Origin of the sequence: Massilia sp. Root351 (assembly GCF_001425045.1) — a bacterium.
In the GTDB taxonomy this organism is placed as follows: Bacteria; Pseudomonadota; Gammaproteobacteria; order Burkholderiales; family Burkholderiaceae_D; genus Rugamonas.
Map to the genome: position 1 here is coordinate 145455 of NZ_LMDJ01000033.1, position 19280 is coordinate 164734.

A 19280-nucleotide genomic window follows, 5' to 3' on the forward strand; every position below is an offset into this window, starting at 1 on the left:
ACCTTCGATCGCCCGCCATGAATGAATCATTTGCCCTGTTCGGACTAAGCACCACGCCAATTGAGCTGGTTTCCTTCGTGCTTTCGGTCATGACGGTGCTGCTCAACATCCGCCAGAACCACTGGGCCTGGCTGTTCGCCATCCTGTCCTCGGCCACGTACGGCGTGGTGTTTTACGGCGCCCGCCTGTACGGCGACATGGCGCTGCAGCTGGTGTTCATCAGCGTGTCGTTCTGGGGCTGGTACCAGTGGCTGCACGGCGACGCCACGCACGAGCGCCTGCCCGTCACCCGCACCACGCAGCGCGGGCTATGGATGGCCGCCGCCGGCTGGGCCGTGGGCTTCGCCGTCCTGGCCTGGTTCCTGCACAGTTTCACCGATACCGACGTGCCGAAGACCGACGCCTTCCTCACTGCCGGCAGCCTGGTGGGCCAGGTGCTGCTGTCGCGCAAAAAGCTGGAGAACTGGCATGTCTGGATCATGGTCGACGTGATCTACGTGGGACTCTATATCCACAAAGGGCTGATGCTGACCGCGCTCCTGTATGGCATGTTCGTGGTGATGGCCGCCATCGGCCTGCTGGCATGGAAGAAGTCCATGGGCGAGGGTGGTGCGGCGGCCGAAGCGATGGTGCTGAAATGACGGAGGCTGCATGACGCCGGTGCTGCGCGTGGCCATCGTCGGTTCCGCGTCGTCCGGCAAAACCACGCTGGCGGCGCGCCTGGCGCAGCACTACCGCACCGTATGGGTGCCGGAGTACCTGCGCGAGTTCGTCGAGACCGAGGCGCGCCTGCCGGTGTCGTCCGACCAGATCCACATCGCCGGCACCCAGGTGGCGCGCGAGGAGGCCGCCTTGCCGCAGGCACGCCACTTCCTGTTCTGCGACACCACGCCGCTGATGACGGCGGTCTACAGCCGCCACTACTTCGGCGGCATCGACGCCGAACTGGCCGCGCTGGCCGCCTCGCACCGCTACGACGTCACCCTGCTGTGCGCGCCGGACCTGCCCTGGGTGCCCGATGGCCTGATGCGCGAGCCGGAGGACGCCAGCGGGCCTGTCAGCGCGCTGCTGCTGGAAGAACTGGCCGCGCGCGGCATTGCATACACGCTGGTAAGCGGCGCGCCCGAACAACGCTTGATGAAAGTCGAGCAAGTGCTAGGAAGGCCTGCTACATTAGCAGGATGAGAAGAACCCGCACAGTCCCCGCATTCCTGTTCGCCGCCACGCTGGGCACAGCGCTGCCGCTGCCGGCCTGCGCGGCCACTGGTTACTATCTTGTTTCAATCTACGACGTGGAAGGCCAGAAGTCGCTCGACTTCAAATACTGGAACGCCGACTACAAGCGTCATTCCAGCACGTCCTCCCCCGAACTGGGCTTCGGCTACGGCCTTACTTCGCGCTGGTACACCGAGCTGACGGCCGTCTGGATACGCCGTCACGGGCGCACCGACAGGCTGGCTTCGGTGGACTGGCAGAACGACTACATGCTGACGCAGGGCCAGTATCCTTTCGACCTGGCGCTGCACACCGTGGTCGGCAGGGGCGACAGCAGCCCGCACAGCTACAGCGTGGAGATCGGTCCTGCGCTACAAACCGAGGTCTGGCGCACGCAGTTCAACTTCAACGTCTTCCTGCAGCGGGACTACCGCACCGGCCAGGCGGAGCAGACCCAGCTGGTATACCAGTGGCAGGTGAAGCAGCGCTGGAAAAGCTGGCTGCAGCCCGGTGTGCAGGGTTTTGGCGAAGTGGGGAAGTGGAACGGCTGGCTGCCGGAGAAGCAGCGTTCGCACCGGCTCGGGCCGGCGCTGTTCGGCACCCTGGGCATGGGTGCCGGACAGGAGATCAAATACGACGCGGCCCTGCTGGTGGGGCGCAACTCAGCCCGCACGGCGAAAAGCTTCACCTTGCGGGTGCAGTACATCTTCTAGTTTAGAAGTCCAGCTGCGCGGACAGCTTGACGGTGCGCTCGGCGCCCGGGAACAGGTAGCCGCCCAGGTCCGGCGTCACGTCGCGCCAGTAGAATTTGTCGGTGGCGTTGTAGACCTGCGCGCGGAAGGTGGCGGCGGCGGTGCCGATCTTCGTGGCGTAGGATGCGCCAAGGTTCAAGGTGCTATAGCCCGGCACGAAGAAGGAGTTCTCCGGGTCGAAGGCTTTCTTGCCCGCGTGCTGCCAGTTGGCATTGACCTTCAGGCCTGCCACTTGCGGCACCGCGTATTCCGCGTACAGCGTCGATTTGAACTTCGGCACATTGGTCACGCGCTTGCCGTCCATGCTGGCCAGGCCGGTGCCGCTTTGCTCGGTGTCCAGCGCCATGGCGCTGAAGGCCAGCATCAGGTCGGGCGTGACGTGGCCCTGCGCCGACAGTTCCAGGCCGCGATGCTGCGCGCGGCCGTTGCGCACGTAGGTGCCCGCGGTGTCGGTGTATTCGAGGCCTTTGCGGATCTGGAACACGGCCATGGCCAGGCTCAGGTCCTTGTACAGGTCCGCCTTCACGCCCAGTTCGATCTGCTTCGACAGCGAAGGCGCCAGTGCTTCGCCCACGTTGCTGGTGCGCTTGGGCGCGATGCCGCCCCGCTCCAGGCCTTCGGCCCAGCTGGCGTAGGCCGATACGTTGGCGCGCGGCGCGTACACCAGCGAGACGTTGGGCAGCCAGAAGCTCTCGTCGGTGCGGGCCTTGGCCGCCAGCTGGTCGCGCTCCACTTGCGTATGGCGCGCGCCGGCGTGCAGCTTCAGCTGCTCCGTCAGGCCCACCACGTCCTGGAAGAACACGGCGCGTTCGCGGTCGCTGCGGCGCTCGGACACGGGGCCGCTGCTCAAGCCGGTCGGCTTGACGATCACCGGATGGTAGATATTGCTGGTGCCGGCCCATTCGTACAGGTCCTGGCCCCATTTCTCGCTGTTTTTGTAGAACGAGTAGCCGGCCGTGACGGCGTGGCTGAAGGCGCCGGTGGCGAATTTGCCCTGCACCATGGCTTGCATGGCCTGCGGCTTTTTGCGCTCGCCCAGGCTGATGTAGTCATAGACGTCGTAGTCGCCATTGGCGCAGAAGCCCGGGTACAGGTTCTCCGCACCGCAGCCGTAAGGGAAGGCAGTGTAGTCGTCGCGCTTGAAAGAGTGGCTGTTGGCGGTGACGGTGGCGTTCCAGTCCTGGCTGAACTGGTAGGTGAAGCGCGCGCCGATGTTGCTGCTCTCGGTCTCGACCGGATAGCTCCACGGCTGGTCGTTCAGCATGGTGTCGGCCGGGATATTGGGCAGCGTCTGGTTGCCAATCAGCTGGAAGCCTGGCACGGACACCTGCGCCTTTTTCTGGAAGTCCGCGTCCAGCTGCAGCAGCGCTTGCGGCGAAATCTGCCAGTCGAACGCGCCGGAGATGAAGTTGCGGCGGCCGTCGGCGCCCTTGACGTAGGAGCGCAGGCGCTCGCTGGCCACGTTCACGCGGTAGCCGAAGCGGCGGTCCTCGAAGCGGCCACCCACGTCCACGGCGCCCAGCAGCGTGCCGCGCTCGCTCGCTTCCACGATGACGGAGCGCAGCGGCTTGTCGGTCGGACGCTTGGTGACGTAGTTGACGATGCCGCCCGGCGTGGCCAGGCCGGCTTGCAAGCCCGCCAGGCCTTTCAGCACTTCGATGGCTTCTTTGTTTTCCAGCGGAATCTGGGTGTCGCCCGGGATCACCAGGCCGTCCTTGCGGTAGCTGCTGCCGTTGTCGAGCTTGAAGCCACGGATGGAGAACTGTTCGGCGTAACCGACGGCGTTGTAGGCGTCGCCGATGCTGGCGTCGAACTTGGCGGCGTCGGTGGTGGAGCGGATGTTCAGCTCCTGCATCTTCTCGCGGTTCAGCACCGTGACCGAGGCCGGCGTTTGCAGCAGCGGCATGTCGGTGAAGCCGGCCACGGAGGCGCGGCTGGCCCCGGTCTTGCCGGTGATGACGACCACTTCGGTCATGGTGCCTTCGGCTGCCGCCGCTGCTGCGGGCGCTTCATCGGCGAAGGCGGAAACGGAAAAGGCTTGGGAGACCGCCAGGGCGATCGTGCTAACTGCGAAATTACGTGCGGACATATCGGGCTCTCGTAAACAAAGGGAGCCAACGGAAGGGAACAAAGGAGGGGAAACAACTTTGCGCTTTCCTTCGCTGGCATTATCCAGATCAGGTACGAAGGGTATCTCTCACCCGGAAAACGCATTCCCAGGACCCCTAGCGAATTACAAGTGTAACATGCTTTACAAGCTGAGCTCCAGCGCTGCGCGGGCGGCTGCGGCATCCACGTCACGGTGTTCGCCCAATTTCACCATCTTGTGCGCCTCCAGCGCGGCCACCACCGCTTCGATGGCCGACGCGTCCAAACCATAGCCGGACAGGCGCGTCTGCACGCCCATCTGCTCGAAGAAGCCGCGCGTGCGCTCGATGGCGGCGGCGATGCGGCTGTCGTCGTCACCCTCGGTAATGCCCCACACCCGCGCCGCATACTGCAGCAGCTTGGCGCGCTTGGCTTCCTTGCGCACGGTGAGGATGCCCGGCAGGACGATGGCCAGTGTCTGCGCATGGTCCAGCTGGTACAGCGCGGTCAGCTCGTGGCCGATGAGGTGGGTGGCCCAGTCCTGCGGCACGCCCACGCCGATCACGCCGTTCAGCGCCAGCGTGGCGCTCCACATCACGTTGGCGCGCACGTCCAGGTTTTCCGGCTCGCTCAGCGTTTTCGGGCCTTCCTCGACCAGGGTCAGCAGCAGGCCTTCGGCCCAGCGGTCCTGCACCGGCGCGTTGGCCGGGTAAGTCAGGTACTGCTCCATCACGTGCACGTAAGCGTCCACCACGCCGTTGCCCACCTGGCGCAGCGGCAGCGTGAAGGTCTTGCTCGGGTCCAGCACGGAGAATTTCGGGAACACATGGCGGCTGTGGAAGGCGCGCTTTTCCTGCGTGGCCGCGCGCGTGACAACGCTGGCCGGGTTCATCTCGGAGCCGGTAGCGGGCAGGGTCAGCACGGCGCCCAGGGGCAGGGCGGCGGTGATGTTGGCGCCGCCTTTTTTCAGGATCAGCCATGGGTCTTCGTCGCCGAACAGCGCTGCGGCAGCGACGAACTTGGTGCCGTCGATCACGGAGCCGCCGCCCACCGCAAGCAGGAAGTCGATCTTCTCCGCCTTCACGATTTCCACCGCCTTCATCAGCGTTTCGTAGTGCGGGTTCGGCTCGATGCCGGCGAACTCGATCACCGTGTGGCCGCTCAGGGCAGCCTTCACTTCCTCATAGACGCCGTTGCGCTTGATGCTGCCGCCGCCGTACAGCATCAGCACGCGCGCGCCGGCCGGCACCAGCGGCGTGATGGCCGCGATCTGGCCTTGGCCGAACAGGATTTGGGTGGGGTTGTAGAAATCGAAATTAAGCAAAGCAGGCTCCTGGATAATGTGGCTGGCTTGAGCCCGCCATTATCGCTCAGCGCCGCAAAACGCGTTGGAGCCTGCGCCGCCCCGCCTGAGGCGCCGCTAGAATGGAGAAAACGCCATCGGGAGGGGAATATGGACCAGCAAACTGCCTGGGCCGGAGGCTGCTACTGCGGCGCGGTGCGCTACGAAGTGCGCGGCCCCGTCGCCGGCACCACGCTGTGCCACTGCGAAAGCTGCCGCAGCATCGCGGGCGCGCCGTGCGTGGCGTGGTTCACGGTGCCGCTGTCGGGCCTGCATTACACGCAGGGCACGCCGCAGCGCTTCGAATCGAGCCCGGGCGTCACGCGCTGCTTCTGCGGCCGCTGCGGTGCCCATCTGAGCTACGAGTCGGCCAGCGGGCCCGGCTACATCGACATCACCACCTGCAGCCTGGATGATCCTGAAGCGCTGCCTCCGCAAGACCACACGCAGGTGGAGGACCAGCTCGGATGGCTGCATCTTGGCGACGGCCTGCCGCGCTATCCGCGCAGCAGGATTCCCTGAGCTTGCCTTTCTCTGTGGAAATGTGGCAGAATTGGCAATGCAATTCTACCAAGCCAGGAGACAGGACTTGACCAGCATCGAACAACGGCTGCTCGCGGTCGAGCAAGAGAACGCGCGTCTGCGCAAGCGGCTCAGCCGCCAGAACGGCGCATGGATCGCCGGTTTGCTGCTGCTGGCTGGGGGCAGCGCCATCGCTGGCGCCAGCCTCAAGAACGCGGTGTTCGACAGCGTGCGGGCCAAAGAGGTGGTCATTGTGGACGGCAAGGGCATCATCCGCGCCCGCCTGGGCGGCGATTTGCCGGATGCCGTCATGGCGGGCGGCCACGTGGCCAAGCGCGGCAGCAAGGCGGCCGGCATGATCATCTACGACGAAGAGGGCATCGAGCGCGGCGGCTACGTGACGCAGGACGAAGGCAGCAACGCCATGATCACGCTGGATTCCAAGCACCGCATGGCCGCGCTGATGGTGGCCGGCCCCGACGCCTCCCAGAACAGCGCGCTGACCCTCATCACCAAGGACGGCGGCATCGAACTGCGCTCGGACGGCAACGGTTCCCGTCTCAGCGTTACCGACAAATCCGGCCTGGCCTACCAGCAGCCCGCCATCACCGCGCTCAAGCCCGAGACCTGCGCCAACTACAAAGGCCTCGAACTCAAATACCCCGGCAAGCGCATCTGCCAGGCGCGGTTCTCGGACGCCGCGTGCAAAGCCTGCTTGGAAGACTGAACGCCGCCATTCACGTTCGACGACACTCAGGCAGCCGAGGCGCCGCGGCGCTAGCGGATACTGAGCAGCCCACGCTGCGCATACGCAGGCGCCTGGTGATCCGATCCCTCGCCGCCCAGCGCCAGCTCGGGATCGGGCTTCAGCAGCAGCAAGCGGTCCTCCATCACGCGAAATGCCAGCGGGTTGGCCATATGGGTCACTTCGCCGTCCATGGCCACCTTCACCTTGCGGCGCCGCGCCAGTGTGCGCACCTTTACTTGCATTTGCGTGAAGCTGAAGGTGGTCAGCTGGTCGGCCTGATCCGGGCTCCCCAATCTGCCCAGTGCACCGTGCAGCATCAGCCACAGCATGCCCAGTTTGCCCTTGGTCCGTGGCGCCACGGCCGCCAGCTTGCCGTCCTCCACCGCATCGCTCAGCGGCGGAATGCCGACTTGTTCCATCTGCAGGCGATTGTTCCCGACAAAAAATGTCGCCGTGCGCAAGCGCTGCAGCTTCCCGTCGATTTGCAGCACCAGGCGCAGGCGGCGATGCGGGATCAGAATGGTCTTGATGGCCGACAGCACCGCCACCAGCCGGCTGCGGCCGAATTGCTTCTTGTCGATTTCGCGCTCCTCGAGCAGCTTCGGATACAGCCCGATGCTGGCGTTGACCAGGAACACGCGGTCGTTCACCATTCCGACTTGCACCGGATGCAGGCGCGCAGCAAGCAAGGCATGCACCGCTTGGCCCAGGTCTTCGGGGATGCCATGTGCGCGGCCAAAATAATTGAACGTGCCCTGCGGCAGTACGCCGAACGCGCAGCCGTGCTCGATGGCTTGGCGGGCTACCGCGTTGATGGTGCCGTCGCCGCCCGCCGCCACCAGCACGCCGCCGGCGCCCGCAGCCTGCTGGGCAAGCTGGCCGGCGACCTGGTCGATGGCGTCCGGCCGATCGATAGTCGTCAGTTGATATTGCCGGCCGGCTTCGCCCAGCACCGATTCGATGGTCGAGCGCCGCTCCTCGGTCTCGGCGTGGCCCGAGCCGGCGTTGAGAGCGATGAAAAAGGGGGCGTTGGGCTGGAGGGCGGTGGTTGGCATGGCAATGTCGGTTGGTCCATCATCACCGGCTCGGTGCGGAAGGACATTGTATCGTCGGCATGGGCTTGACACCTGCTCATTGGAGCCCAGGAATTATTGCAAAAGGGCAGTTTGAAGAATGCAACTATCGCGCCCCATGCTACCCTGAGTGCTTTCTGCCAATTGGGGACGAAGATGGCTTCAGGTTTAATCGAGGTGGAAGTTGGCGACGCTGAGATGCGTAGCGCTCTTGGAATAGCGCGCACGCCAGCGGAATTGATCGAACTTTTGCAAGCGCAACAGATTCAGTCGGTGAAACTGCGCCGTATCCCCGGATCTGGATACGAGACGGTAGGGCAGCTCATTTTTGGACTGTCGCGGATAGGCATCAATGTTGAAATTTAAGGCGATGGCCGCTGACTGTTCTAGACCTTCACTATGCTTGCTAACATCCATCGCAGCGACCTTGTCGCGCACAGCATAGCCGGCTCGGGCGTGACCGACAGCGACCTGCTTGGTGAATTTGAAGCCTATCCCGTAAGTTACAATGCGGAAGCGGCCTTTTGCGGCTATCTTTCCGTGGCGTGCGAAATTGCGGCTCAACGCCCGCATCTGTTGGGGCGGCTACTGCCGAAGGCAATTGATGCGGCGTATTGCATGGGCGTCGATTCGGCTGAAGGCTTCATTGCGTACGCGTCAAGCTGCATTGACAAGGATGCACTGCACGAGCCTGAGCATCGGCAGTTTTCGCCCGAGGCAAGCGCTCACTTTAGACGATCGCTTAATGGCCATCTGACAACGATACAGGCGGTTCTGATGCAAATCGCGAGTAGACATGACGAGTAGGTCCTATTCCGCGATACTCGTCGTGGCGGGTCACTACGGGCGAAAGCGCGGTTGGCGGCGTGACTATGGTTGGCGTTTTGCGGCGTGACGCATCGCTGGGCGAGTCGAGCCCTGTTCCGGGCGGCAAAACAGTGGGGAACATCCATGCCTGAAGTGCGGCACAAGCCCTATTCGGGCGAACATTGCGAATCGACCATGCTGGCCAACCTGCTGGGCCAGCAGGGCATCGACTTGTCCGAAGAAATGGTATTCGGGCTCGGGATGGGGCTGAACTACATCCACTGGGAAGCGCGCAACATGCCGTTTCCCTTCATCGGCGGGCGCGTGAAGCCGGACGCGCTGGCGGAAAATCTGTCCACTGTGCTGGGCGTGGAATTCGACGTCCGCGAAACGTCCTCGGCCTCCCGTGCGCGTGATAATGCGCTGCAAGCCCTTGAGGCAGGCAAGCTGGTCGGACTCAAGCTCGATCACTACCACCTCGAGTATTTCCCGGAAAAGCGCGTGCACTTCCATGCCCATTACGCCACCCTGTACAGGATGGATGGCGAGGGTGCCTGGCTGATCGATACCAAGGGTGCTGGCGGTGGCGGCCGTACCAGTCTCGATAGCCTGAGCGAAGCTCGCTCGGCCAAGGGGCCGATGAGTTCGAAGAGCCGCTCTGTCACGGTGAAGAGCGGCCCCCGATTGGAAGCGCTGCGCGCGCAACTGGCAGACAAGCTGCGCGCTGCGTTCTTCAAGGCCCTCGCCGCCAACGCCCATGCCTACCTTAATCCGCCGATCAGGAACCTGGGCTACAAGGGCGTGCTCAAGAGTAGTGAAAGCGTTACGCGATGGCTCGACGAGATCGATAATCCGGCCGGGTCGCTGCCGATTATTGCCATGCTGATGGAACGCGCCGGCACCGGCGGCGGCCTGTTCCGGAAGATGTATGGCCGCTTCCTCAAGCAGGGCCAGGAGCTGACCGGCCTGGCGGCGCTGGGCAGCGTGGCCACCGGGTTCGACGCCATCGCCGCGCAGTGGACGGCAGTGGCGGGCTTGATCGAGCAGGCCGGCACGTGCAGCAGCCGAGATGCGCTGTCTGAGGCATCCAGGTTGATGGCTGAGATCTCCGGGCGCGAGCGCTCGGCTTTCATGACGCTCGCTGCGCTCGCCCTGGATGCTGCCGGGAACGCCGGGTTCAGCGGGAGCATGCAGCGCTGAACCAAGGCGCAAGATCACCTTGGTGCGCTGCCTCGCGCGCGTTCATGCCAGAATGGGCGCAGGTTATCGAGGGGAGGCGCATGACACCGGAACGCATCTGCACCATCGGCCATTCGAACCGTTCCATCGAGGACTTCATCGGACTGCTGCGCCAGAACGGCGTTGCCTGCCTGCTCGATATCCGCACCGTGCCCAGGGCGCGCCACAATCCGCAGTTCGGACAGGACCAGCTGTCGGCCTCGCTGGCCGGCGCCGGCATTGAATACCGCTACCTGCCCGGCCTCGGCGGCCTGCGCCGCGCGCGCAAGGATTCGCCGAACGCAGGCTGGCGCAATCTGTCGTTTCGCGGCTATGCCGATTACATGCAGACCGAGGAATTCGCGGACAACGTCGATGCGGTCGTTGAGCTGGGCCGCAGCAAGCCGTGCGCGCTGATGTGCGCCGAAGCGGTACCGTGGCGCTGCCACCGCTCGCTAGTGGCAGACGCCTTGCTGGTGCGCGGCGTTCCTGTCGACGACATCATCGATGCCCGCCAGCGGCGCCCGCACAAGCTCACGCCGTTCGCCTGCGTGGATGGCTTGCGCGTCACCTATCCGCCGGAACAGGAGGAACGTTTAGCGGACGACTACTGACTGTGCCCGGGCGCAGGCAGTTCGGCGCAGGCGGCGGCGCGGGTGAGCAGAAGGTCGCGCTCGCGCTGGTTCTGGGTGAGCGCGGCGGCGCGTTCGAATTCGGCGCGCGCCTCGGCCTTGCGCCCCAGCTTGAACAGGAAGTCGCCGCGCACGCTGGGCAGCAGGTGGTAGTTTTTCAGCGCCGCTTCGTCCAGCAGCGCGTCGGCCACTTCCAGGCCGGTTTCGGGGCCGAACGCCATTGACAGTGCCACGGCGCGGTTCAGTTCCACCACGGGGGAGGGCGCCAGTTGCGCCAGGCCGTCATACAGCGCGGCGATGCGGCCCCAGTCGGTGTCCTCGGCGCGGCGCGCGCGGGCGTGGCAGGCGGCGATGGCCGCTTGCAGCGCGTATGGCCCCAGGCCGCGTCCGATCTGCTCGGCGCGCGCCAGTGCGGCCAGGCCGCGCCGTATCAGCAGCTGGTCCCAGCGCGAGCGGTCCTGCTCCAGCAGCAGCACCGGCGCGCCGCGCGCGTCGGTACGGGCGCGGGCGCGCGACGACTGGATTTCCATCAGCGCCACCAGCCCGTGGACTTCGGGCTCCTGCGGCGCCAGTTCGGCCAGCACGCGGCCCAGCCGCAGCGCTTCTTCGCACAGCGCCGGGCGCATCCAGTCCGCGCCTGCGCTGGCGGAATAGCCTTCGTTGTAGATCAGGTAGACCACTTGCAGCACGGACGCCAGCCGCTCCACCAGTTCGTGGCCGCGCGGCACTTCGAACGGCACCTTGGCTTCGGCCAAGGTACGCTTGGCGCGCACGATGCGCTGCGCCACGGTGGTTTCCGGCACGAAGAAGGCGCGCGCGATCTCGTCGGTGGTGAGGCCGCCCAGCAAGCGCAAGGTCAGCGCCACGCGCGCCTCGGTGGACAGCACCGGGTGGCAGGCGACGAACACCAGCCGCAGCAGGTCGTCGCCGATATTGTCGTCCAGCGCCCGCTCCAGGTCGGGCGCGGCGTCCTGCAGCAGGCCTTCGATTTCGTAGGTGAGTTCGGCTTCCTTGTCCTGTTCCAGCTTGCGGTGGCGCAGGTGGTCGAGGGCGCGGTTCTTGGCCACGGTCATCAGCCAGGCGGCCGGGTTGTCGGGCGTGCCGCTGTCGGGCCAGCGTTCCAGCGCGCTCACCAGCGCGTCCTGCGCGATCTCTTCGGCCTGGCCGACGTCGCGCAGCATGCGCGCCAGCACGGCGATGATCTTGGCCGATTCGATGCGCCAGACAGCTTCGATGGCGCGGTGGATGCCTTGCTGGTTCACAGGGCCACGGCGCGCAGTTCCACCACCACGTCCACTTCCGGCGGCTGCGGGTAGGGGTAGTTCTTGACCCACTGCATCACGCCTTCGATGGATTCGGCCTGCACCACCCAGTAGCCGGCGATCAGTTCTTTCACTTCGGTGTAGGGGCCGTCGATGATGGCGGCCTTGCCACCGGTGAATTTTACGCGTGCCCCCTTGGCCGAGGCGCGCAGGCCTTCGCCGGCCAGCGCAATGCCGGCGCGGATGCCGGCCTGGTTGGCGCGGTTCATGGTGTCGATGACGGAGGCGGGCGGTTCCAGGTCGGCCTCGCTGCCCGCGTCCGAGCGCAGCAGCACCGCGTAGGGTTTCATGCCCGGCCTGAGTTCGGCGGGCTTGAGGTCCGGCGGCGCGCCTTCGGGCAGCGTATCCATGTCGAAGCCGACACAGCCGCCGGGGCAGCCGGCCTGCCGCACTTCCAGCTCGGCCTGGCCTTCGGCGTCCGCCACCGGCCACTGGCTGGCCCACTGCGCCGCTTCCTCGCGGCTGGCGGCCTCGATGAAGGTGTAGCCCGCCACCAGCTCGCGCGGTTCGAAAGGCCCCTCGTCGCTGACACGCCACTGGCCGCCGCTGCGCGTCATGCGCAGGCCGCTGGAGCTGGGCTGCAGCCACTTCGCCGACGGCATGGCGCGCACCAGTTCCGCTGACGGGAAGCCCGCCGTTTCCGATACCTTGTCGCTCCTGCGTAAGATCATGAACTGCATTGCCTGCTCCTCGATAAAGTCAGTGCTGTTTCTGAAGCTCCGCCGCCTTCGCCATGATGCGCTGTTCCTGCTCGCGCAGTTCGGGCGTGAATTCGGCGCCGAAATCGTCCATCTCGAACACCTGGCGGATTTCGATATCCGACTCGCTTTCCATCGGATTCGGGCAGCGCTTCACCCATTCAATCGCCTCTTCCAGCGACTTTACCTGAACCAGCCAGAATCCGGCAATCAGCTCCTTGGTTTCGGCGAACGGGCCGTCGATGACGGTGCGGTTCTTGCCCGAGAAATGGACGCGCACGCCGCGCGAACTCGGGTGCAGGCCTTCGCCCGCCAGCAGCACGCCGGCGTTGACCAGCTCTTCGTTGAACTTGCCCATCGCGGTGAGCAGCTCTTCGCTTGGCATCTTGCCCGCTTCGGATTCCGGGCTCGCTTTCACTATCAGCATGAATCGCATGATGCTTCCTTTCAAGCCTGATTGCCGGCGCAGTTTTCGGACATGGATTTTTGCATCTCGGCATCCATCTCTTCGGGCGTCATATCGCGCTTGTGGGTGGCGATGGACCAGCTGTGGCCGAACGGGTCCACCAGCATGCCGTAACGGTCGCCCCAGAACATGTCGGCGGGCGGCATCTTGGCGGTGCCGCCGGCGGCAACGGCCTGCGCGTAGGCCTTGTCGACGTCTTCCACGTACAAGTGCAGCACGACGGGGGAGCCCTTCAGGGCTTTCGCGCCGACGCTGCCCCACTCGGGGAAGTCGTCCGCCAGCATCACGATGGAAGTGCCGATCTTGACCTGGGCGTGCATCACTTTGCCGCCGGGGCCGGGCATGCGGCACATTTCCACCGCATTGAAGGCTTTCTTGTAGAACTCGATGGCGTCGGCGGCGCCCTCGCAGACGAGGTGCGGCGTTACAGTGTGGAAACCTTCTGGGATGGGGGCAACTTGGGTCATGACTATCTCCTTGCCAATTTAATAGATGAGTTGATCAGGTCTGAACGCAACTGCGGCGCTCATACTCACACGACGGGCGAGGAAACGCCAGATCGACACGCTACACAAATATATTTTTGTACTATTTTTTGCTTGCCTGCGGCATCCCAAGGTTGTACGATGACATACAACTTAGAGGCCCCGTGGAGATAGGGGCCGGAACGTACAACCAGAATAAGTGATTCCCTATGAACCTGAGTGAGCCTGTCAGCCAGCAAGTTATTGGCAAATACCGGTGGACCATCTGCGCGCTGCTGTTTTTCGCCACCACCGTCAACTACCTGGACCGCCAGGTGCTCAGTTTGCTGGCACCGGACTTGTCCAAGGAATTCGGCTGGTCCAATAGCGACTATGCCAACATTACGGCTGTGTTCCAGTTCGTCTACGCCATTTCCATGCTGTTCGCGGGCCGCGTGGTGGACCGCATCGGCACCAAGCAGGCTTACGTGCTGGCCATCGTCATCTGGTCGATCGGCGCCATCATGCATGCCTACTCGGTGCCGATGGGCGAGGGCATTGCCAAGGTGATGGGCGCGGTCGGCCTGGCTGCCATTCCGGTCTCGATCGCCGGCTTCATGCTGTCGCGCGCGGTGCTGGCGGTGGGCGAGGCGGGCAACTTCCCGGCCGCCATCAAGGCCACGGCGGAATATTTCCCGCGCAAGGAACGCTCCTTTGCCACCGGCATTTTCAACTCGGGCGCCAACGTGGGCGCCATCCTGGCGCCGCTGACGGTGCCTTGGATCGCCATCAACTGGGGCTGGCAGATGGCCTTTATCGCCATCGGCGCGGTGGGATTCCTGTGGATGCTGGCGTGGCAGCTGATGTACGACACCCCGGACCGCCAGCGCCGCCTGTCGGCCAGCGAACTGGCCTACATCCGCAGCGACGCCGTGGCCGCCGCGCCTGCGGCGCCGGCCGGCGAAAAGACTTCGTGGTTCAAGCTGCTGAGCTATCGCCAGACCTGGGCCTTCGCCTTCGGTAAATTCATGACCGACGGCGTGTGGTGGTTCTTCCTGTTCTGGCTGCCGAAATACCTGTCGGTGCAGTACGGCATGGGCAAGGAAGCCATCGTGATTCCGCTGGCCGTGCTGTACAGCATGACCATGGTCGGCAGTATCGGCGGCGGCTGGTTCCCCGCCTACTTCATGAACAAGGGCATGCACGCCTACGACGGCCGCATGAAAGCCATGCTGGTGATCGCGCTGTTCCCGCTGGTGGTGCTGCTGGCGCAGCCGCTGGGCTACATCAGCTTCTGGGTGCCGGTGCTGCTGATCGGCGTGGGCGCCTCGGCCCACCAGGCCTGGTCGGCCAATATCTTCACCACCGTGTCCGATATGTTCCCGCAAAAGTCGGTGGCCTCGGTGGTGGGCATCGGCGGCATGGCCGGCGGCCTGGGCGGCGTGGCCGTGTCCAAGGCCGGCGGCTGGCTGTTCGACTACTACGGCGCGCTGGGCCAGATCCAGACCGGCTACATGATCATGTTTACGTTCTGCGCACTGGCCTACCTGGCGGCGTGGGGCGTGATGAAGACCCTGGTGCCAAGGCACAAGGAAATCACCGACCTGTAAGCTGGATGGCAGACCGGGCAAGAGGCCCGGCGGTAAGCGAACTTGCTTGCCGCCGGGCCTTTTTTGCTTCTGGTGGCGGTTTATTGCTTCGCTTCTTGCGCTGCCATGCGCTGGTGGAAATTCAGGGCAATGCGATCCGCCTTCGCATTGGCGGCGGCCAGCTGTTCCGGCGTCAGGCCGTCCTTCAGGAAAGCGAACATATTGCCGCTGTACGGCCCGTCTGCCACGTCGGGATTCTGGTCGTGGTCGATGCGCTGCAGCGCCGCGTGGTAGGTGTAGGCCAGCACCGGATCCCTGGGGATGGCGATCCAGCCGCTCAGATGGCCGGTCCACAGCGTGTTCAAGCTGCCCAGGTCGCCCTGCAGGGCCTGGCTGGTCAGCTGGGCCAGCGCTTGCCGCCGCCACTCCACCACCAGCGGATCGTCCGGGCGGGTGGCGAGCGCGTCGCGGTCGCCAAAGGGCCCGGCCACCATGAATGCGGTGTCGGCGCCCGGCACGCCCGCCTTCGCGGCTGCGGCCAGGTAGTCGATGCGGGCGCGCCGGTGCAGCTCGGTGAGGCTGGCGCAGACCAGGGCCTCGCCGGCCTTCTCCGCGGCGGTCATGTCGCGCTGCTCCGGGAAATGCAGGAAGGGCAGGGTGCCCAGCCGCTGGAACGTCATGCAATCGTCGATGAGGTTGTAGGCGCGGTACAGGTCTTCCGGCTTGCCTGCGGCTACCAGCTGGTCCACCTGCCGGGCCAGCGGCACGGTGGCGGCTGGCCCGGCTTCGCCGGCCGGCGGGCCGCCGACCGCACTGAACCAGCTGCCCTGCGCCGGCGCAGCAGCGGGAGCATGGGCGGCGTAGGCCGGCGGCTTGGCGTGCAGCGCGGTCCGGCTGGCGCCGTGCTGCATGACGCCCCACACCGCCAGCGCCGAAATGGCTGCTACGGCGGCGGCGGCCAGCTTCAGCTTGTTAGCTTGCATGGGCTGGAAATCCTTTGCATCATCATGGGGGCAAGATTAGCAGATAAACGTTTTCGTCATGATAAGATCGTCTTCTTAACTTCCATGCTTACCGTGCCCATCCGCCACATGAAGAAAAGTGTCCCGACCATCCGCGACGTCGCCGCTGCAGCAGGGGTATCGACTGCCACCGTGTCCAAATTCGTCAACGGCGCGCAACGCTTTTCGCCGCCGGTGGAAGACACCATCAAGCGTGTGATCGCGGAACTGGGCTACCGCTCCAACCCGCTGGCGCAGTCCATGATCACCGGCCGCACCAAGACCGTGGGCCTGTCGGTGCTGGATATCTCCAATCCGCATTTCACCAGCATTGTCAAGGGCGCCAACCGCGTGGCGCAGGCGCACGGCTACACCGTGCTGCTGGTGGACACGGAGGAAAACCCGGACCGCGAACGCCATCTGCTGGAAGCGCTGAGCCGGCGCGTGGACGGCATGCTGGTATTCTCGCGCCTGCAGGAGGCCGAGCTGGGCTGGCTGGTGGAGATGGACCGGCCGCTGGTGTTCTTCGGCCGCATGCCCGGGCTGGAAATGCCCACGGTGGCGGGCGATGACCAGCGCGCCGCCTATATGCTCACGCGCCACCTGGTGACGCAGGGGCACCGCAGGTTTGCTTACCTGGGCTTTTCCAGGTCGCGCCGGGACGAAGAGCGCCGCGACGGCGTGCGCGAATGCCTGGCCGCGCACGGCCAGCAACTGACGGTGTACGACACCGATTCGCCGTCGTCGCTGGAAGGGGAGCGCATCTGCTCGTCCATCATGCTGGGCGCGGAACATCCGGATGCGCTGATCTGTTACAACGACCTGATGGCGCTGGGCTTCATGAAGGCCGCGCAGACGCTGGGCTTCCGGCTGCCCGGCGATATGTCCGTGGCGGGCTTCGACAACATCCAGTTCGGCAACTACAGCTCGCCCGCGCTGACCACCGTGGATTTGCAAAGCGAGCGCATGGGGGCGACCGCGATGGAGAAGCTGCTGGCCATCATCGACGGCAAGCCCACCGAGCGCTGCACCCGCATCGAACCTCAGCTGATTTTAAGGGCCTCCACCTCATGCCGCACCTGACCATAGACTACTGCGGCAACCTCGACGCGCACAGCGACATGCAAACCCTGTGCGCGCGCCTGTCGCGCACGCTGGTGCAACTCCAGGACGGCAGCGGCCACGCCGTCTTCCCGCTGAACGGCACGCGCGTGCTGGCCTATCCCGCGCCGCACCACGCGGTGGCGGACGGCGCGCCGGACAAGATATTCGTCTACCTGAACCTGCGCATCACGCCCGGCCGCACGGCCGCGCTGGTGGAGACGGTGGGCAAGGCGCTGCTGGCCCAGGTCGATGCCCACTTCGCCCCGCTGTCCGGAAAACTGCCCATCCGCATCACCCTGCATATCGACGAGGGCAACCCGGTGTACGAAGGCAAGTGGGCTTCTGCTTAATCCCATCCGCCGGCAATCGCTGGCATCAAGGCCTAGGGGTCACGCTGAAGTGCGCTCTTAAGGGGAAGGCCTGCTCGCATGGCTTGCCGCTGCACAGGGCGGGCTTGTATTTTTCTAGCATCATCAGCGTCGCCACCACCCGTGCTATTTCGGGGTCAGGCGCCTTGTAGATGGTCACGCTGCTGCCTTCGCCATTGGCGTCGACCATGACAGCGATGTCCAGCTCGCCTACGACAAGCATTTTGCCTTGAATTTCCGACAAGGCCTTGAAGATGGTCTTGTAGCCGCGCAGCGGGAATGGCGGTTCGTCGTCCGGCCCCATGTGCTCGTACAAGCCGCGCAGCATGCGCTTGTCGTCGGGCGAGAGCTGGGCGTAAGTCTTGTTGTAAGGCAGCGGCGAGACGATCAGGTCATGCAAGATGTTGGTGCCGGTGCGCGGGGCGTCGGCTTTCAATTTGTACTCGGGCCTTCCGTCTGCTGGCTGAGCCGAGGCGGACAGCGGCAGGACGGCCGCCAGCGCGAGATTTAATATTGGGACCAAGCGCATGCACAGGTACTCCGGTTAGTCGAAACGTGTTTATACAGGACACGCAGCCGCGCGAGATACACACATTGTCACGCATCGTCCCGGCCGGCCGTTAGGGGGGGCGGCATGTGTTGCAGCTGGCGCTGGCCGACGCACGGGTGGGAGGTGTGATTGCGCCGTCGCGGAGCGGATTGCCGCCGTGCTGATTGAGTGCGCCGTCGGCGCTGCGCCTGGCGTTCGAATCGGCCGATCCCTGCTGGCGCAGCCTGCACTACGTCGCGGGCGGCCAGTTCTACGCCACCGGCGAAGCCTATGCCGCCGGCGATGCCGGTTGAACTTCCGGCGTGCCGACGATGACGCAGTTGCGGCCGGCTTTCTTGGCGGCGTAGAGCGCGCGGTCGGCGGCGCCCAGCATGGCGGCCGCGTCGTTCAGGTCGCTCTTGCTGAAGGTGGCCACGCCGATGCTGAGCGTGACGTTGGGATGGGCGGCGGCGGGGGCGTGCGGCACGTCCAGCCCGGCCACCCGCGCGCGGATGGATTCGGCCACGATCTGTGCCTGCGCCGAGTCGGTGTCCGGCAGCACGGCGGCAAATTCCTCGCCGCCGTAGCGCGCCGCCAGGTCGGCCGGGCGCTGCAGGGTGGCGGCAAAGGCTTCGGCGACCAGCGTCAGGCAGGCGTCGCCCTGCTGGTGGCCGAAATGGTCGTTGTAGGCTTTGAATGAATCGATATCCATCAGCAGCAGCGACAGAGCGCTGTCGTTGCGGCTGGCGCGTTTCAGTTCGCGGCTCAGCGCCACGTCGAAATGGCGGCGGTTGGCGATGCCGGTCAGGCCGTCCACATACGATTGCGCGCGCAGCGCTTCGGCCTGCACCCGCAGTTGCCGCTCTCGGCCCATGGTGCTGCTGACGTTGCTCACCTCGATCAGGCAGTATTTTTCCTTGCCCTCGTTGAACGGCGTCACCGACACGGCCTGCTCCATGCGTTCGCCACCCCAGGTGCCGGACGGGTAAAGCGGGAAGGGGGCGCGGTTCAGGCCGTGCGGCAGGCTGGCCGCCGTGCCGTTCTGCAGCGCGCTGTGCACCGCCTGTTCCACGCGCTGGCCGCGCAATTCCTCGAATAGCTCGAACAGGTCGCTGCCCTGCACGCGGCTGGCCGACAGCCCGGAATGGCTGGCCATCCACTGGTTCCACAGCACGATGCGGTGTTTCGAGTCGACCACCGCCAGGCCCAGGTTGGCCAGGCCGAGCACGCGGCTCGACAAGGTGGACAGGGATGCGGCGGGCTGAGTAGGGCGGGGGAGGGTATTTTCGGGCATGCCAGATTATAGCGGCTGGCCGCCGGTGGGCAAGGGCGATGCGCCTGG

Annotated in this window: 22 protein-coding genes, 1 pseudogene and 1 riboswitch; of the genes and pseudogenes, 13 read left to right on the top strand and 10 right to left on the bottom strand. The window is 65.1% G+C overall.

From position 1 onward, the window contains the following. The first annotated feature begins 17 nt into the window (after positions 1–17). Genes pnuC through ASD15_RS25630 form a run of 3 tightly spaced genes read left to right on the top strand, consistent with a single transcriptional unit; the run spans position 18 to position 1928 of the window. Complete coding sequence (gene pnuC / locus ASD15_RS25620; protein ID WP_057157868.1) at positions 18–641, top strand: nicotinamide riboside transporter PnuC; 624 nt, start codon at positions 18–20, stop codon at positions 639–641. Between the two features lie 10 nt (positions 642–651). After that, the gene (locus ASD15_RS25625) at positions 652–1185 is read left to right on the top strand and encodes an AAA family ATPase (RefSeq protein WP_057157869.1); all 534 of its coding nucleotides are present in this window, start codon (positions 652–654) and stop codon (positions 1183–1185) included. Then, positions 1182–1928: a hypothetical protein gene (locus tag ASD15_RS25630; protein WP_057157870.1), complete on the top strand. Its 747-nt coding sequence runs from the start codon at positions 1182–1184 to the stop codon at positions 1926–1928. Before ASD15_RS25625 ends, ASD15_RS25630 begins: the two co-directional genes overlap by 4 nt. A 1-nt stretch (position 1929) precedes the next feature. Here ASD15_RS25630 and ASD15_RS25635 read toward each other — a convergent pair whose 3' ends face one another. Together ASD15_RS25635 and ASD15_RS25640 are read right to left on the bottom strand one after the other, a co-directional pair. Next, positions 1930–4056 (bottom strand): TonB-dependent siderophore receptor, encoded by a 2127-nt coding sequence (locus tag ASD15_RS25635; RefSeq protein WP_057157871.1) that lies wholly within the window; start codon positions 4054–4056, stop codon positions 1930–1932. Between the two features lie 48 nt (positions 4057–4104). Next, a riboswitch (TPP riboswitch) is annotated at positions 4105–4204 on the bottom strand. 14 nt (positions 4205–4218) lie between these two features. Further along, a complete protein-coding gene (locus tag ASD15_RS25640) occupies positions 4219–5379 on the bottom strand; it encodes an iron-containing alcohol dehydrogenase (protein ID WP_057157872.1) in 1161 nt (386 codons plus the stop codon). Between the two features lie 129 nt (positions 5380–5508). Between ASD15_RS25640 and ASD15_RS25645 the strand changes: the two genes are divergently transcribed. Continuing rightward, on the top strand, positions 5509–5919 hold the full coding sequence (locus ASD15_RS25645) for a GFA family protein (protein ID WP_057157873.1): 411 nt from the start codon (positions 5509–5511) through the stop codon (positions 5917–5919). A gap of 67 nt (positions 5920–5986) precedes the next feature. Further along, positions 5987–6646 carry a hypothetical protein gene (locus tag ASD15_RS25650; RefSeq protein ID WP_057157874.1) on the top strand — a complete coding sequence of 220 codons (660 nt, stop codon included), beginning with the start codon at positions 5987–5989 and terminating at the stop codon, positions 6644–6646. A gap of 50 nt (positions 6647–6696) precedes the next feature. Here the strand turns inward: ASD15_RS25650 and ASD15_RS25655 are convergent, their stop codons facing one another. Further along, a complete protein-coding gene (locus tag ASD15_RS25655; protein WP_082552148.1) occupies positions 6697–7722 on the bottom strand; it encodes a diacylglycerol kinase family protein in 1026 nt (341 codons plus the stop codon). Positions 7723–7896: 174 nt separating this feature from the next. Between ASD15_RS25655 and ASD15_RS32655 the strand changes: the two genes are divergently transcribed. The 4 genes from ASD15_RS32655 to ASD15_RS25670 all read left to right on the top strand — a co-directional run bounded on the left by ASD15_RS32655 (position 7897) and on the right by ASD15_RS25670 (position 10379). Continuing rightward, complete coding sequence (locus ASD15_RS32655; RefSeq protein ID WP_157201151.1) at positions 7897–8106, top strand: hypothetical protein; 210 nt, start codon at positions 7897–7899, stop codon at positions 8104–8106. Positions 8107–8139: 33 nt separating this feature from the next. After that, a complete protein-coding gene (locus tag ASD15_RS32660) occupies positions 8140–8547 on the top strand; it encodes a hypothetical protein (RefSeq protein ID WP_157201152.1) in 408 nt (135 codons plus the stop codon). A 144-nt stretch (positions 8548–8691) separates the two neighbouring features. Beyond that, positions 8692–9747 (top strand): BtrH N-terminal domain-containing protein, encoded by a 1056-nt coding sequence (locus ASD15_RS25665; RefSeq protein WP_057157876.1) that lies wholly within the window; start codon positions 8692–8694, stop codon positions 9745–9747. Positions 9748–9827: 80 nt separating this feature from the next. Further along, positions 9828–10379, top strand: a complete 552-nt coding sequence (locus tag ASD15_RS25670; protein ID WP_057157877.1) for a DUF488 family protein — start codon at positions 9828–9830, stop codon at positions 10377–10379. On the opposite strand, the gene ASD15_RS25675 is transcribed toward ASD15_RS25670, so the two are convergent. The 4 genes from ASD15_RS25675 to ASD15_RS25690 are packed head-to-tail and all read right to left on the bottom strand — an operon-like array spanning position 10373 to position 13350. Further along, complete coding sequence (locus ASD15_RS25675; RefSeq protein ID WP_057157878.1) at positions 10373–11659, bottom strand: RNA polymerase sigma factor; 1287 nt, start codon at positions 11657–11659, stop codon at positions 10373–10375. The two genes, ASD15_RS25670 and ASD15_RS25675, sit on opposite strands and share 7 nt — an antisense overlap. Next, the gene (locus ASD15_RS25680) at positions 11656–12399 is read right to left on the bottom strand and encodes a YciI family protein (RefSeq protein ID WP_057157879.1); all 744 of its coding nucleotides are present in this window, start codon (positions 12397–12399) and stop codon (positions 11656–11658) included. Before ASD15_RS25680 ends, ASD15_RS25675 begins: the two co-directional genes overlap by 4 nt. A 19-nt stretch (positions 12400–12418) precedes the next feature. Continuing rightward, a complete protein-coding gene (locus ASD15_RS25685; RefSeq protein ID WP_057157880.1) occupies positions 12419–12853 on the bottom strand; it encodes a YciI family protein in 435 nt (144 codons plus the stop codon). Positions 12854–12864: 11 nt separating this feature from the next. Then, a complete protein-coding gene (locus ASD15_RS25690) occupies positions 12865–13350 on the bottom strand; it encodes a VOC family protein (protein ID WP_057157881.1) in 486 nt (161 codons plus the stop codon). Between the two features lie 227 nt (positions 13351–13577). Here ASD15_RS25690 and ASD15_RS25695 point away from each other — a divergent pair, with 227 nt between their 5' ends. Then, entirely contained in the window at positions 13578–14957 is a 1380-nt protein-coding gene (locus ASD15_RS25695) for an MFS transporter (RefSeq protein ID WP_057157882.1), read from the top strand. Between the two features lie 80 nt (positions 14958–15037). Here ASD15_RS25695 and ASD15_RS25700 read toward each other — a convergent pair whose 3' ends face one another. Further along, positions 15038–15919, bottom strand: coding sequence for a hypothetical protein (locus ASD15_RS25700; RefSeq protein ID WP_057157883.1), 882 nt, complete (start codon positions 15917–15919; stop codon positions 15038–15040). A gap of 108 nt (positions 15920–16027) precedes the next feature. On the opposite strand from ASD15_RS25700, the gene ASD15_RS25705 reads away from it, so the two are divergent. Further along, complete coding sequence (locus ASD15_RS25705; protein WP_057158072.1) at positions 16028–17020, top strand: LacI family DNA-binding transcriptional regulator; 993 nt, start codon at positions 16028–16030, stop codon at positions 17018–17020. Next, positions 17008–17391: a 5-carboxymethyl-2-hydroxymuconate Delta-isomerase gene (locus ASD15_RS25710; protein ID WP_057157884.1), complete on the top strand. Its 384-nt coding sequence runs from the start codon at positions 17008–17010 to the stop codon at positions 17389–17391. The genes ASD15_RS25705 and ASD15_RS25710 overlap by 13 nt, the downstream gene beginning before the upstream one ends. Before the next feature lie 25 nt (positions 17392–17416). Here the strand turns inward: ASD15_RS25710 and ASD15_RS25715 are convergent, their stop codons facing one another. Continuing rightward, a complete protein-coding gene (locus ASD15_RS25715) occupies positions 17417–17845 on the bottom strand; it encodes a hypothetical protein (RefSeq protein WP_057157885.1) in 429 nt (142 codons plus the stop codon). Between the two features lie 299 nt (positions 17846–18144). Between ASD15_RS25715 and ASD15_RS32665 the strand changes: the two are divergent. Next, positions 18145–18252 (top strand): annotated as a pseudogene (locus ASD15_RS32665) (flavin reductase); the annotation flags it as partial. Here ASD15_RS32665 and ASD15_RS25720 read toward each other — a convergent pair. Then, positions 18228–19232, bottom strand: a complete 1005-nt coding sequence (locus ASD15_RS25720) for a GGDEF domain-containing protein (protein ID WP_057157886.1) — start codon at positions 19230–19232, stop codon at positions 18228–18230. The pseudogene ASD15_RS32665 and the gene ASD15_RS25720 overlap by 25 nt on opposite strands. Between the last annotated feature and the right edge of the window lie 48 nt (positions 19233–19280).

Bases quoted from the DNA above. Each gene is read 5' to 3' on its own strand.
- ASD15_RS25630 (WP_057157870.1), top strand. From the start codon at position 1,182: ATGAGAAGAACCCGCACAGTCCCCGCATTCCTGTTCGCCGCCACGCTG.
- ASD15_RS25625 (WP_057157869.1), top strand. From the start codon at position 652: ATGACGCCGGTGCTGCGCGTGGCCATCGTCGGTTCCGCGTCGTCCGGC.
- ASD15_RS32660 (WP_157201152.1), top strand. From the start codon at position 8,140: ATGCTTGCTAACATCCATCGCAGCGACCTTGTCGCGCACAGCATAGCC.
- ASD15_RS25655 (WP_082552148.1), bottom strand. From the start codon at position 7,722: ATGCCAACCACCGCCCTCCAGCCCAACGCCCCCTTTTTCATCGCTCTC.
- ASD15_RS25705 (WP_057158072.1), top strand. From the start codon at position 16,028: ATGAAGAAAAGTGTCCCGACCATCCGCGACGTCGCCGCTGCAGCAGGG.
- pnuC (WP_057157868.1), top strand. From the start codon at position 18: ATGAATGAATCATTTGCCCTGTTCGGACTAAGCACCACGCCAATTGAG.
- ASD15_RS25645 (WP_057157873.1), top strand. From the start codon at position 5,509: ATGGACCAGCAAACTGCCTGGGCCGGAGGCTGCTACTGCGGCGCGGTG.
- ASD15_RS25690 (WP_057157881.1), bottom strand. From the start codon at position 13,350: ATGACCCAAGTTGCCCCCATCCCAGAAGGTTTCCACACTGTAACGCCG.
- ASD15_RS25680 (WP_057157879.1), bottom strand. From the start codon at position 12,399: ATGCAGTTCATGATCTTACGCAGGAGCGACAAGGTATCGGAAACGGCG.
- ASD15_RS25710 (WP_057157884.1), top strand. From the start codon at position 17,008: ATGCCGCACCTGACCATAGACTACTGCGGCAACCTCGACGCGCACAGC.
- ASD15_RS25695 (WP_057157882.1), top strand. From the start codon at position 13,578: ATGAACCTGAGTGAGCCTGTCAGCCAGCAAGTTATTGGCAAATACCGG.
- ASD15_RS32655 (WP_157201151.1), top strand. From the start codon at position 7,897: ATGGCTTCAGGTTTAATCGAGGTGGAAGTTGGCGACGCTGAGATGCGT.
- ASD15_RS25720 (WP_057157886.1), bottom strand. From the start codon at position 19,232: ATGCCCGAAAATACCCTCCCCCGCCCTACTCAGCCCGCCGCATCCCTG.
- ASD15_RS25700 (WP_057157883.1), bottom strand. From the start codon at position 15,919: ATGCAAGCTAACAAGCTGAAGCTGGCCGCCGCCGCCGTAGCAGCCATT.
- ASD15_RS25635 (WP_057157871.1), bottom strand. From the start codon at position 4,056: ATGTCCGCACGTAATTTCGCAGTTAGCACGATCGCCCTGGCGGTCTCC.
- ASD15_RS25665 (WP_057157876.1), top strand. From the start codon at position 8,692: ATGCCTGAAGTGCGGCACAAGCCCTATTCGGGCGAACATTGCGAATCG.
- ASD15_RS25685 (WP_057157880.1), bottom strand. From the start codon at position 12,853: ATGCGATTCATGCTGATAGTGAAAGCGAGCCCGGAATCCGAAGCGGGC.
- ASD15_RS25670 (WP_057157877.1), top strand. From the start codon at position 9,828: ATGACACCGGAACGCATCTGCACCATCGGCCATTCGAACCGTTCCATC.